The sequence below is a fragment of the Pseudomonas sp. zfem003 genome, from assembly GCF_032621675.1.
Classification (GTDB): Bacteria; Pseudomonadota; Gammaproteobacteria; order Pseudomonadales; family Pseudomonadaceae; genus Metapseudomonas; species Metapseudomonas otitidis.
In genome coordinates, this window is the sequence record NZ_JAVYJG010000014.1 from 165,866 (window position 1) to 176,369 (window position 10,504).

Genomic DNA, 10,504 nt, shown 5'->3' on the forward strand with positions numbered 1-10,504 from the left:
GAAACGCGGGCCGCTGGTGATGCCTGCGACCCAGAAGGCCACAGACTGCCGACGAATTTCGTCGGCAGTGGGGCCTGGAGGTGGTGCATGACCGCGCGCACCGAACACACGGCGTTCACCGATTCGTCCATTCGCGCTGCTGCCGGCCTGCAGGACGTGCGCGAACTTCGCGATGAGCGCCACCAGGCCCTTCGCTTCCGCTTCAGCACCAACCGCCAGAGCGGGACCTGGTGGGTGGTGATCGGCCGGCAGTGGTCGAAGCTGGGGCGCTGGCCTGGCCTGACCGCGAAGGCGGCTGTCGCGGCGTTGCCGCTGGCCCTGGAGCGGCTGGCGGTGGACCGGAAGGCCGCCGTGTCTTCCTCTGCTTGGGTCACCGTCGGCGACCTGCTGCGCTGGTACCAGGACCGCGTCCAGGGCGACAGGAGCATCAAGGCCAAGCGCCGCGACGACGTGCAGTCGGCCATCGCTCGGCACCTGCTCCCGGCGCTGGGCGAGCTGCCCCTGGGCCAGCTGGCTCCCGGCACCGTGGACCAGAGACTGGTCTGGCCGCTGATGGAAAGCCTGTCTGTGGCCTACGTGCGCCAGATCCTGCGCGTGCTGCTGGCCGGCCTGCGCCAGGCGGTGAGGCTGAAGCTGCTGCTGGCCAACCCCTTGGACGGCGTGAAGTTCTCCGACTTCGTGGCCAAGCGGGTCAAGCCCAAGGCGGCGCGCCTGCACGGCATGCAGCTCGAAAGCCTGCTGGGCGACCTGGCGGAGCGCTTCGAGAAGGCCCCAAGGGACGCGATGCTGGCCCTTTTGATGCTGACCCATGGCACCCGCATAGGGGAGACCCGTTGCGCGCGCTGGCGGCACATCAGCTTCGCGGAACGGATCTGGGTGATCCCGGCGGCCAACACCAAGACGGGACAGCAGCACGAGCTGCCGCTCACCGATCAGGTGATGGCCCTGCTCAAGCGCTACCAGGAGCACCAGGCCCGGACCCTTGGGCGGCAGGACTACCTCTTCCCCGGCTCCAGTGGCCAACCCCTTTCGGCTCGGCAGGCGTCGGCGCTGTTCCGTGACATCAGCGCGGGGGAGTGGAGCAGCCACGACCTGCGCAAGGTGGCCCGTACCGGCTGGACCGATCTGGGCGTGGACTACCTGGTGGGCGAGCTGCTGGTGAACCACGCACTCCCCGACATGGCCACCACCTACATCGCGACCCACGCCAAGAAGCTGCAGCGGGAAGCCCTGGAGAACTGGTGCGCCTGGCTCGACGTGCGTGGTTTCGCCGCCATCCACGGCAAGACAGAGGTTAGCGCCGCCGATTCCGCAAACGGCCATCAGGCCAGCAGTGACGCGCAAGACACGAACAATCCGCCACCTACGCAGAGGAGGGGGCAGGAAGCAGCCATAGGGGGTGCTCAGCAATGAACCAAGCCAACCAATTTGCCTTGCCCCGCAAGGTCATGACCGAGATCGAGCGCCGGATGATCAAGATGGCCGCCGATGAACTGCTCAAGGGCAAGACGGCCGGCGCCCAGGCGATGGCGGACCTGCTGGACCTGCTGGCCTCCTGGCACGGCAACCGCAGCGCCACCCCGCTCCGCGTCTTCGCACAGTGCTGGGTCGCTGAGGGAAATGCCCGGACTAGGGCGTCCGCCGAGCTGCTGCGGGATCTGTTCGGTGAGCCCGGGCAAGGAGGTTTCGCATGACGGTCTACCGCGACGTGATGCCCGCCATCGTGCGGGTGCTGGCTGCCGATGCCATCGACAACACGGCGAAGCAGAGCTGGCAGAAGCTGATCGACAGGGAGCAGCAGGGCGGCCTGCAGAGCCTGCTGAGCGCCCAGGATCGCTTCGACTTCGACTGCATCCTGCATGCGTGGCTGCACCGAGAGCTGACGGCGGCCGAGTGGGATGTCTTGGTGGCCAGGTTCTCGACGCACGACGCACGGAGGGTCGGCGCTATCGGCCGGCTTGCGCCGAGGGTCAGCTCTCCCGCGCCCCAGCTCTTCGTTTACAAGGCTGTCACGGCCTGGGCAATCCCGAAGATGAAAGGCAAGGAGGGGAAGCGGTCAACCGAGATGCTGATCCTTCCGGCGGAGTTCTACGACCTCAACACCTGGGACACCGAGGGCCGACCGGAGTCGACGCGGAGCCGGTGGCGGCGGGAGATCTGCAAGCAGCTTGAGACACTTCAGGAGCAGGCCGTCGTGCATGTGACGGAGATCCTTGAGCGGGAGCAGCTGCTGGTCGCCTGAAGCTGCCTAGAAGGAAGATGCGTCCAACTTTGGACGCATCTCTGGCCTAAGGGGGCTTGACGACTGTGAGCGAATGAGCGAAATTTCTCACCATCGTCTGATCCGTGCGCGTCGCGATGACAGACAAGAAAAACCCGGCCAAGCGCCGGGTTTTTTCGTTTCAGGCTGCCGCCTGTCGATCCTCCACCGAGGTGACGGCCAGCCTCTTGCCAAGGGCTCCCAGCGCGCGCTCCAGCTGCTCAATCTTCGACGTGTGCTCGAAGTCGATCAGCCTGCTCGCCACCTGGTGCGACACCTCAAGCCGGCGTGCCAGGTCTGCGACCCGGACACCCTGCTCGCGCATGGTGTTCCACAGCACCGCCTTCGCGGCCACCTGGATCGGCTGATAGATGACGTACTGGCCCGGCTTCGGCTCGCTGGCCTGCGGGATGGCCTGGTTCTGGTCGACGTAAATGGACATGGCCAGCTGAATGCCTTCCACGGCATTCGCCAGCAGTTCCTCCAGGGTGTCCCCGGCGCTGTGCGCTTCCGGTAGATCCGGGCACCGCGACCAGAAGTGGTCCGCTTCTTGGTGGATGGAAATCGGGTAATTGACCATAGGGTCTCCTCTCTTCGTTTGGAGCTGATGAATCGTTCCGGCCATCAGGCTAGGCCTCAGTCCTTGAGGCCTAGCTGTTTGATGATGTCCTTCCTGAGTCCTTCGCTGATTTCCTTAGCGCCGTGGTTCGGGAAGATCGTCTGTCGGTCCCGGTATCTGATCTTGAAGTGGCTGCCTTTGGCTGACTTCGAGAACGTGACCCCTTGGGACTCCAGCCATCGCCGGAATTCGCTGTATTTCATCAACTCTCCTCTGTCTTGGTGATGGGCTCATTATACATCACAAATGCTACATTGCAACAGAAGTGCTAAGTTTTCCAGTGGTGGGAGTGCAGCCGATGCACGGGCCAAGGCTCAGGATCGGACACCGATAAGCCGGGAGTGCGGTGACGCGAAAAACCCCGGCAGCCCGCACGCTCTTTCCTGAACTCGGGGGCGGTGCGGTGGCTTCACGTTGAGACCGATGCATATGGGCGTCGGCAGTGTGAGCCAGGGCGGACAGCGTGGAGAGACACGCACCTATTCCCAGGCCTCGCATACGCGGGGCCTTTTCGTTTCGGCGCGATGCGCCTATGGAGATCCACATGGCCGAGCCCAGCACTGCAGCGGCAGTGATAGCACCGACCGCCCTGGGCATCACGGCTGCCAGCCTGGTCCCGGGCGTAGACCTCAATGCGGTGATCGGCGGAGTAGCCGGCGCCCTCTTCTTCGTGGCCTGGGCCAGGGACCTGACCGTCTGGGCCCGCCTGGCCTATCTGTTCGTGTCGTGGATTGGTGGCTACCAGGTAGCCGTCGAGGTGGTAGGCCGTGGGTATTCGACCTATAGCGGCCTGCCTGCCCTCATCTCGGGCGCGCTCATCGTCGCCGCCCTGATCAGCGTTGCGGACTGGGTGCGCGGTGGCCAGCCTCCCGCCTGGCTGCGCGCGGTGATGAGCTGGGTTCGCCCTGGCTCTGGAGGTAATGGCAATGGGTAGCATCCTGACGGTAGACCCGTGGGCCCTGGTGGCCGCCGCGATCTGCGCGGCCATCTCGCTCCGCATCGTTCTATGGCGCCCGGACGGGCACCAGTACAAGCCAGGCGCCTCCCTGCTGGCCTGGGTGCTCAGCGCCTCGTCTGGCTGCTATGCCCTGAGCGTGGTGCTGTACAGCGCGTGCGGACAGCCGGTGGCGCCTGTGTCGCCCCTGCTGGTCTGCCTGCTGTTCGTAATGGCCGTGCTGCTGTACCGCGCCCGGGGAAACGTCGCCGCGTTCCTGCGGGTGGACTGGGAGCGGCCATGGTCGGGTGTTGAGCGGAGGAGAGGCTGACCATGCTCGGGTACATGACAGCGCGCGAGGCAAAGCGCCAAGGCTTCACTCACCACGGCAAGTACTACGGCATTCCGGTGTGGATAGGCGATCCCCACGGCCACTGCATGGTGGCCACCAAGTGGGCCCCGCTTGAAGCCCTCATGACGCTCTGGCATCACGTCGAAGGCCTCATCCACTTCATGCGTGGCAGTGAGCCTTCCTTCATGTTCCTGGTTGGCAGGGAGATCGAATAGTGCCAATTCGACCTCTGAAGCCTTGCGCAACCCCAGGGTGCCGCGAGCTGGTGAGGGGAAAGGCTCACTGCCCCAAGCACCAGGAAGTCGCCGACCAGAAGCGTGCCGAGCACCTGAAGCGGGTGCACATCGAGTACAACCGCCGCCGCGACGCGAGCGACAAGTTCTATAAGTCCACGGCCTGGCAGGCGTGCAGGGCGCGATTCAAGCGTGCGCATCCGCTCTGTGAGGAGTGCGAGAAGCAGGGCAGGGTGGTGGAGATGGAGATCGTCGACCACCGCGTGCCCCTGAAGGAAGCGCCTCACCTGGCCCTCGACTGGTCCAACCTCCGCAGCCTCTGCCGCGCCTGCCACAACCGGGTCGGGCGGCGGGTCGGGCTGACCCAGGGGGGAGGGTAAAAACTCCATAGGCTCACAGGCCCGAACGACGGGGGGAGCCAAATTTCCATTTCCACAAAATTCGGATTCCCAAAATGGGCAGGCCACGCAAGCCGACGAACGTGCTCGAGCTCACTGGCGCGTTCAAGAAGAACCCGGACCGTGCCCGTGAAGACGCCCAGACTGTAGGCCCACTGACCGGTCCGCCCCCTCATTTGAATGGTGGTGCACTCCACGCCTGGAAAGAGATCGCCGGTCACGCGCCGCTCGAGGTGCTGACCAACTCCGACCGCATCGCGCTGGAGCTCGCCGCCCAACTGCTCCACCAGTTCCGCGAGGACCCGGTGGAATTCCCAGCGACCAAGCTGGTCCGCCTCGAGGCCCTGCTCGGCAAGTTCGGCATGACGCCGGCCGACCGGGCGAAGGTCGCGGGCAAGCCCAGCCGGCCCAGCGCATCCGCATTCGATGAATTCTGATGGCTACCAAGAAGACCTACCCCTTCGTCCGGGCGGCGGAGAAGTACGCGCGCGACGTGGTGAGCGGCAAGATCATCGCCTGCAAGATGGTGGTGCTCGCCTGTCAGCGTCACCTCGACGACCGCAAGCGCAAGGCCTCGGCTGAGTTCCCCTACAAGTTCGACCCGGCGAAGGCCGAGCGCATCGCCCGTTTCCTGCAGAAGCTGCCCCACACCAAGGGCAAGTGGGCGGCCAAGCGCGAACCGATCAAACTGGAGCCCTGGCAACTGTTCTCAGTCTGCATCCCGTTCGGCTGGGTGCATTACAAGACCGGGTTCCGCCGGTACCGCGTCATCCTGATCTTCGTGCCGCGCAAGAACGGTAAGAGCATCATCGCCGGCGGTACCGGCCTGTACATGTTCTGTGCTGACAACGAGTTCGGCGCCGAGGTGTATTCGGGCGCGACGACCGAGAAGCAGGCCTGGGAGGTGTTCCGCCCGGCGAAGCAGATGGTGGAGCGGACCGACGCCCTGCGCGAGCGGTTCGCCGTCCAGGTCAACGCCTCGAACATGGCCCGCCTCGACGACGGCAGCCGGTTCGAACCCGTGATCGGCAAGCCCGGCGACGGCGCCTCGCCGTCCTGCGCCATCATCGACGAGTACCACGAGCACGCCGACAGCACGCTGTTCGACACCATGGAAACCGGCATGGGCGCCCGCGACCAGCCAGTGCTGCTGGTCATCACCACGGCCGGCGCCACCATCGGTGGCCCCTGCCACGAACTGGTGCGGGACGCCGAGAAGATGCTGCAGAAGGTGCCGGGGGCCGACAAGCCGGACCTCTGGGCCATGCTCTACTCGCTGGACCAGGGCGACGACTGGACCGACCCGCGCAACCTGATCAAGGCGAACCCCAACTACGGCGTGTCCGTCTCGGCCGACTACCTGCAGGCCCGCCTGCGCGACGCCATGCAGTCCGCCCGCAAGCAGGCGGTGTTCCGCACCAAGCACCTCAACGAATGGGTGGGCGCCAAGACCGCGTGGCTCAACATGCTGCGATGGTTCGAGGCCCAGCCGCGCAAGCCCCTCAAGGAACTGGAGGGCCGCCCCTGCTACATCGGCTTGGACCTGGCGTCGAAGATCGACGTGGCCGCCGCGGTCAAGGTGTTCCCCCCGGTGGACGATGACCCGCTGTGGCATGTTCACGGCCGGTACTACCTGCCCGAAGCGCGCGTGCTGGACAGCGAAGACACCAACGCCCAGCGCTATGCCGAGTGGGACGCCCTGGGCCTGCTGACCCTCACCGACGGCGAAGTGATCGACTTCGAAGTGATCAAGGACGATCTGCGCGAAGACCTCGGCCGGTTCAACGTCCAGCAGATCGGCTTCGACCCCTGGCAGGCCACACAGCTCGCCCAGGAGATGGAAGCCGAGGGCGCCCCGATGGTCGAGGTGGGTGCCACCGTCCGCAACTTCAGCGAGCCCATGAAGGAGCTGGAGAAGCTGGTGGTGCTGCGCATCCTGGCCCATGGCGGCTGTCCGGTGCTGTCGTGGATGGCCTCCAACGTCGTGGCCTCCCTCGACGCCAAGGACAACATCTACCCGCGCAAGGAACGCGCCGAGAACAAGATCGACGGCATGGTCGCCACGATCATCGCCCTCAACCGGGCCCTCACCTCGATGGATACCGCGTCCCTCGACGACTTCCTCAACCGACCAATGAGCATGTGATGGCAGACACCGACTACAGCATCGACCTGCGCACCCGCAGCCCTGTCTGGGCGCGCATGGCTGCCTTCTTCACCGGAGGCCGCCTGGTGACGCCTGAGAAGGGGTCGCAGACCGGCCCCATCTCCGCAGGCGGGTCCGTCGGCGAATCGCTGGTCACCGATGAGCGCATCCTGCAGATATCCACCGTGTGGGCCTGCGTGCGCCTGATCAGCACCGTCACGGCCAGCCTGCCGCTGGACATCTACGAGACCGTGGGCGGCGAGCGCAAGAAGGTCAGCCTGGATAACCCCCTGGCCCGCCTGCTGCAGTATTCGCCCAACATCTACATGACGGCCCTCGAATTCCGCGAGGCCATGACCATGCAACTGGCCACCTACGGCAACGCCTATGCCCTCATCGAGCGCAACAGCGTCGGCGACGTGGTCTCGCTGATTCCGATGCTGTCGGCCAACATGGACGTGCGCCTCGAGAACAAGCGGCTGTTGTACAAGTACCGGCGAGACACCGAGTACGCCATCTTCAGCCAGAGCGAGATCCTCCACCTCAAGGGGTTCGGCTTCAACGGCCTGGTGGGGCTGTCCCCCATCGCCTTCGGCGCCAAGGCGTCCGGCGTCGCCATCGCCATGGAAGACCAGCAGCGCGACTTCTACGCCAACGGCGCCAAGTCACCCCAGATCCTCTTCACCGGGGACCACAAGCTCACGCGCGACCAGCGCGACCAGCTCGACGAGAACTTCAAGGAGATTGCCGGCGGCCCCGTGCGCAAGCGCCTGTGGGTGCTTGAAGCCGGGTTCACCACCCAGCCCATCGGCGTCAGCCCCCAGGATGCCGAGACCATGGCCGCCCGCAAGTTCCAGGTCAGCGAGCTGGCGCGCTTCTATGGCGTGCCGCCCCACCTGGTGGGCGACGTGGACAAGTCCACCAGCTGGGGCAGCGGCCTGGAGCAGCAGAACCTGGGCTTCCTGCAGTACACGCTCAAGCCCTACCTGGACCGCTGGGAAGCCTCGGTCTGGCGCTGGCTGGTGAAGCCGGCCGACATCAACCGCTACCACGCCGAGCACAACCTGGAAGGCCTGCTGCGTGGCGACTCTGCAGCCCGGGCCGCCTTCATCAAAGTCATGATCGACTGCGGCGTCATGACCGTGAACGAGGCCCGCCGCCTCGACAACCGCCCACCACTGCCCGGCGGCGACGTCGCCACCCGGCAGTCGCAGAACATACCGATCATCCAACTCGGCAACCCAAGCCCCGCACCCAGCGGGGCTTAGTTTTTCTGGAGGCTGCAATGCCCAACATCTGCAAGACCATCGCCTTCGACCAGGCCGAGCTGAAGTTTGTAGGCTCCAGCACCGAAGGCATCTTCGAGGGCTATGCCTCGGTCTTCGGCGTCGTCGACTCCGACGGCGACATCATGCTGCCGGGCGCCTTCAAGAACGCCCTGGCCAGCCAGACCCGCAAGGTCTCCATGTTCTTCAACCACCGCGCCTGGGAGATCCCGGTGGGCAAGTGGGAGCACCTGGAAGAGGACAGCAAGGGCCTGCTGGTCCGTGGCTCCCTGACGCCCGGGCACTCCACCGCCGCCGACATCAAGGCCGCCATGGCCCACGGCACCGTCGACGGCCTGTCCGTGGGCTTCGGTGCCGGCCGCGACGATTACGAAATCATCAGCACCGGCCGCGCCTTCAAGAACGTCTCGCGCCTCAGCGAGATCAGCATCTGCACCCAGCCCGCCAACGAGCAGGCGACCGTCGCGTCGCTCAAGAGCCTCGAGGGCCTGGTCACCATCCGCGACGTGGAGCACTGGCTGAGGGACTCTGCCGGCCTCTCCAAGTCCGAAGCGCAGGCCGTCATCGCCTGCGTCAAGTCCGCTGTTCGGAGCGAGTCCGAAGGTGGCGACGACATTGCCGCGTTGATCGCGCGCATCAGCAATTTCCAACCGAGGATCTAACCATGAGCGAACTTGCTCAAATCACCAAGGCCATCGAAGAGTCCCAAGGCAAGATGCAGGCTCTGTTCGACGCCCAGAAGAAAGAAATCGAAGCCACCGGCCAGATCAGCAAGCAGCTGCAGGACGACCTGGTGAAGGTGAACGACGAGCTCAAGACCGCCGGCACCCGCCTGTTCGACCTGGAGCAGCGCCTGACCAAGGGTGGCGACGACCCGGCCACCACCAAGTCCTTCGCCGAGCAGACCGCCGAAGACCTGATCAAGAGCTGGGACGGCAAGTCGGCGAAGGTTGGCGTCAAGAGCTTCCACAAGGCGCTCGGCAGCGGGGCCGGTTCCGCCGGCGCCCTGGTCCAGCCGATGCAGATGCCGGGCATCCTGATGCCGGGCCTGCGCCGCCTGACCATCCGCGACCTGCTCGCCCAGGGCCGCACCATCAGCAACGCCGTCGAGTACGTGCGCGAGAACGTCTTCACCAACAGCGCCGCGCCGGTGGCTGAGGGCGCGCTCAAGCCCGAGTCGAACCTGACTTTCACCAAGCAGACCGCCAACGTCCGCACCATTGCGCACTGGGTCCAGGCGTCCAAGCAGATCATGTCCGACGCCCCGCAGCTGGAGTCCTACCTCAACAACCGCCTGCTGTACGGCCTGCGCCTGAAGGAGGAGGGCCAGCTGCTCGCCGGCGACGGGACCGGAGACAACCTGCCGGGCCTGAAGACGGTGGCGACCGACTACGACGCTACCCTCAACGTCGCGGGCGACACCATGGCGGACAAGATCGCTCACGCCATCTACCAGGTGTCCGAGTCGGAGTTCGAAGCCAGCGGCATTGTCCTGCACCCGCGCGACTGGCACTCCATCGCCCTGATGAAGGACGCCGAGGGCCGCTACATCTTCGGTGGCCCGGCTGCCTTCGCCGCCCGCGTCATGTGGGGCCTGCCGGTGGTGCCGACCATGGCCCAGACCCGTGGCGAGTTCACCGTGGGCGGCTTCGATATGGCCTCGCAGATCTGGGACAACATGGACGCCTCGGTAGAGGTGAGCCAGCACGACCGCGACAACTTCGTGAAGAACATGCTCACCATCCTCTGCGAAGAACGCCTGGCCCTGGCCCACTACCGCCCGGCCGCCATCGTCGACGGCGCCTTCGCCTGATCAACCCCCTGACCGAAGAGGCCGGGGCGGGTAACCGCCCCGGGCATCGCCGTGGCTAAACCGAGAACCACCATCCGCGCCCTGCGCGAGTTTTCCCACTACCACCTCGGCACCATCGACGGCGGCCAGGAAAAGGCCGTACCGGATGACATCGCCGAAGCGCTGATCGGCATGGGCCTGGCCGAGCGCGTCGAAGTCGCCGATGGCCAGGCCCAGCCGGAACCCCAGCCGGAACCCCAGCCGGAACCCCAGCCGGAACCCCAGCCGGAACCCCAGCCGGAACCCCAGCCGGAACCCGCTGCGCCGAAAGCCGCAAGCCGTAAAGGAGCCAAGTGATGGTGGACCTGGCACGCGCGAAGGAGCATCTCCGGATCGAGCACGACGAGGAGGACAACCTGATCCAGGCCTACCTCGACGCGGCCAGGGCCCACGTCGAAGCCTTCTGTGACCGCACCATCGTCGA

General features: G+C 65.6%; 16 protein-coding genes. 14 read left to right on the forward strand and 2 right to left on the reverse strand.

Features of this window, described 5'->3' with window-relative positions:
* Positions 1-87: 87 nt before the first annotated feature.
* The 3 genes from RTK35_RS29040 to RTK35_RS29050 are packed head-to-tail and all read left to right on the forward strand — an operon-like array spanning position 88 to position 2,242.
* Positions 88-1,413, forward strand: a complete 1,326-nt coding sequence (locus RTK35_RS29040) for a site-specific integrase (protein WP_316909604.1) — start codon at positions 88-90, stop codon at positions 1,411-1,413.
* A complete protein-coding gene (locus RTK35_RS29045; RefSeq protein WP_253126383.1) occupies positions 1,410-1,694 on the forward strand; it encodes a hypothetical protein in 285 nt (94 codons plus the stop codon). The genes RTK35_RS29040 and RTK35_RS29045 overlap by 4 nt, the downstream gene beginning before the upstream one ends.
* Complete coding sequence (locus tag RTK35_RS29050) at positions 1,691-2,242, forward strand: hypothetical protein (RefSeq protein ID WP_316909605.1); 552 nt, start codon at positions 1,691-1,693, stop codon at positions 2,240-2,242. The genes RTK35_RS29045 and RTK35_RS29050 overlap by 4 nt, the downstream gene beginning before the upstream one ends.
* A gap of 160 nt (positions 2,243-2,402) precedes the next feature.
* Here RTK35_RS29050 and RTK35_RS29055 read toward each other — a convergent pair whose 3' ends face one another.
* Together RTK35_RS29055 and RTK35_RS29060 are read right to left on the reverse strand one after the other, a co-directional pair.
* Positions 2,403-2,840, reverse strand: a complete 438-nt coding sequence (locus tag RTK35_RS29055) for a type II toxin-antitoxin system HicB family antitoxin (protein ID WP_253126386.1) — start codon at positions 2,838-2,840, stop codon at positions 2,403-2,405.
* Positions 2,841-2,896: 56 nt separating this feature from the next.
* Complete coding sequence (locus tag RTK35_RS29060) at positions 2,897-3,082, reverse strand: type II toxin-antitoxin system HicA family toxin (protein ID WP_165667927.1); 186 nt, start codon at positions 3,080-3,082, stop codon at positions 2,897-2,899.
* A gap of 341 nt (positions 3,083-3,423) precedes the next feature.
* On the opposite strand from RTK35_RS29060, the gene RTK35_RS29065 reads away from it, so the two are divergent.
* The 11 genes from RTK35_RS29065 to RTK35_RS29115 form a co-directional block, all read left to right on the forward strand.
* The gene (locus RTK35_RS29065; RefSeq protein WP_160482062.1) at positions 3,424-3,813 is read left to right on the forward strand and encodes a putative holin; all 390 of its coding nucleotides are present in this window, start codon (positions 3,424-3,426) and stop codon (positions 3,811-3,813) included.
* Positions 3,800-4,144, forward strand: coding sequence for a phage holin family protein (locus RTK35_RS29070; RefSeq protein ID WP_316909606.1), 345 nt, complete (start codon positions 3,800-3,802; stop codon positions 4,142-4,144). The genes RTK35_RS29065 and RTK35_RS29070 overlap by 14 nt, the downstream gene beginning before the upstream one ends.
* A gap of 2 nt (positions 4,145-4,146) precedes the next feature.
* Positions 4,147-4,380: a hypothetical protein gene (locus tag RTK35_RS29075; protein WP_316909607.1), complete on the forward strand. Its 234-nt coding sequence runs from the start codon at positions 4,147-4,149 to the stop codon at positions 4,378-4,380.
* 50 nt (positions 4,381-4,430) lie between these two features.
* Positions 4,431-4,778: an HNH endonuclease signature motif containing protein gene (locus RTK35_RS29080; RefSeq protein ID WP_316909608.1), complete on the forward strand. Its 348-nt coding sequence runs from the start codon at positions 4,431-4,433 to the stop codon at positions 4,776-4,778.
* Positions 4,779-4,852: 74 nt separating this feature from the next.
* A complete protein-coding gene (locus tag RTK35_RS29085) occupies positions 4,853-5,233 on the forward strand; it encodes a hypothetical protein (protein WP_316909609.1) in 381 nt (126 codons plus the stop codon).
* Entirely contained in the window at positions 5,233-6,942 is a 1,710-nt protein-coding gene (locus RTK35_RS29090) for a terminase large subunit (protein ID WP_316909610.1), read from the forward strand. Before RTK35_RS29085 ends, RTK35_RS29090 begins: the two co-directional genes overlap by 1 nt.
* Positions 6,942-8,210 (forward strand): phage portal protein, encoded by a 1,269-nt coding sequence (locus tag RTK35_RS29095; protein WP_316909611.1) that lies wholly within the window; start codon positions 6,942-6,944, stop codon positions 8,208-8,210. The genes RTK35_RS29090 and RTK35_RS29095 overlap by 1 nt, the downstream gene beginning before the upstream one ends.
* 17 nt (positions 8,211-8,227) lie before the next feature.
* Positions 8,228-8,890 carry an HK97 family phage prohead protease gene (locus RTK35_RS29100; RefSeq protein WP_165676962.1) on the forward strand — a complete coding sequence of 221 codons (663 nt, stop codon included), beginning with the start codon at positions 8,228-8,230 and terminating at the stop codon, positions 8,888-8,890.
* Between the two features lie 2 nt (positions 8,891-8,892).
* The gene (locus RTK35_RS29105) at positions 8,893-10,041 is read left to right on the forward strand and encodes a phage major capsid protein (RefSeq protein WP_316909612.1); all 1,149 of its coding nucleotides are present in this window, start codon (positions 8,893-8,895) and stop codon (positions 10,039-10,041) included.
* A 51-nt stretch (positions 10,042-10,092) separates the two neighbouring features.
* Positions 10,093-10,377: a hypothetical protein gene (locus RTK35_RS29110; RefSeq protein WP_316909613.1), complete on the forward strand. Its 285-nt coding sequence runs from the start codon at positions 10,093-10,095 to the stop codon at positions 10,375-10,377.
* Positions 10,377-10,504 (forward strand): head-tail connector protein (locus RTK35_RS29115; protein WP_316909614.1); only part of this gene is annotated, 128 nt, incomplete at its 3' end. The genes RTK35_RS29110 and RTK35_RS29115, both read left to right, overlap by 1 nt.

Bases quoted from the DNA above. Each gene is read 5' to 3' on its own strand.
- RTK35_RS29060 (WP_165667927.1), bottom strand. From the start codon at position 3,082: ATGAAATACAGCGAATTCCGGCGATGGCTGGAGTCCCAAGGGGTCACG.
- RTK35_RS29090 (WP_316909610.1), top strand. From the start codon at position 5,233: ATGGCTACCAAGAAGACCTACCCCTTCGTCCGGGCGGCGGAGAAGTAC.
- RTK35_RS29085 (WP_316909609.1), top strand. From the start codon at position 4,853: ATGGGCAGGCCACGCAAGCCGACGAACGTGCTCGAGCTCACTGGCGCG.
- RTK35_RS29100 (WP_165676962.1), top strand. From the start codon at position 8,228: ATGCCCAACATCTGCAAGACCATCGCCTTCGACCAGGCCGAGCTGAAG.
- RTK35_RS29095 (WP_316909611.1), top strand. From the start codon at position 6,942: ATGGCAGACACCGACTACAGCATCGACCTGCGCACCCGCAGCCCTGTC.
- RTK35_RS29065 (WP_160482062.1), top strand. From the start codon at position 3,424: ATGGCCGAGCCCAGCACTGCAGCGGCAGTGATAGCACCGACCGCCCTG.
- RTK35_RS29075 (WP_316909607.1), top strand. From the start codon at position 4,147: ATGCTCGGGTACATGACAGCGCGCGAGGCAAAGCGCCAAGGCTTCACT.
- RTK35_RS29045 (WP_253126383.1), top strand. From the start codon at position 1,410: ATGAACCAAGCCAACCAATTTGCCTTGCCCCGCAAGGTCATGACCGAG.
- RTK35_RS29055 (WP_253126386.1), bottom strand. From the start codon at position 2,840: ATGGTCAATTACCCGATTTCCATCCACCAAGAAGCGGACCACTTCTGG.
- RTK35_RS29040 (WP_316909604.1), top strand. From the start codon at position 88: ATGACCGCGCGCACCGAACACACGGCGTTCACCGATTCGTCCATTCGC.
- RTK35_RS29070 (WP_316909606.1), top strand. From the start codon at position 3,800: ATGGCAATGGGTAGCATCCTGACGGTAGACCCGTGGGCCCTGGTGGCC.
- RTK35_RS29050 (WP_316909605.1), top strand. From the start codon at position 1,691: ATGACGGTCTACCGCGACGTGATGCCCGCCATCGTGCGGGTGCTGGCT.
- RTK35_RS29105 (WP_316909612.1), top strand. From the start codon at position 8,893: ATGAGCGAACTTGCTCAAATCACCAAGGCCATCGAAGAGTCCCAAGGC.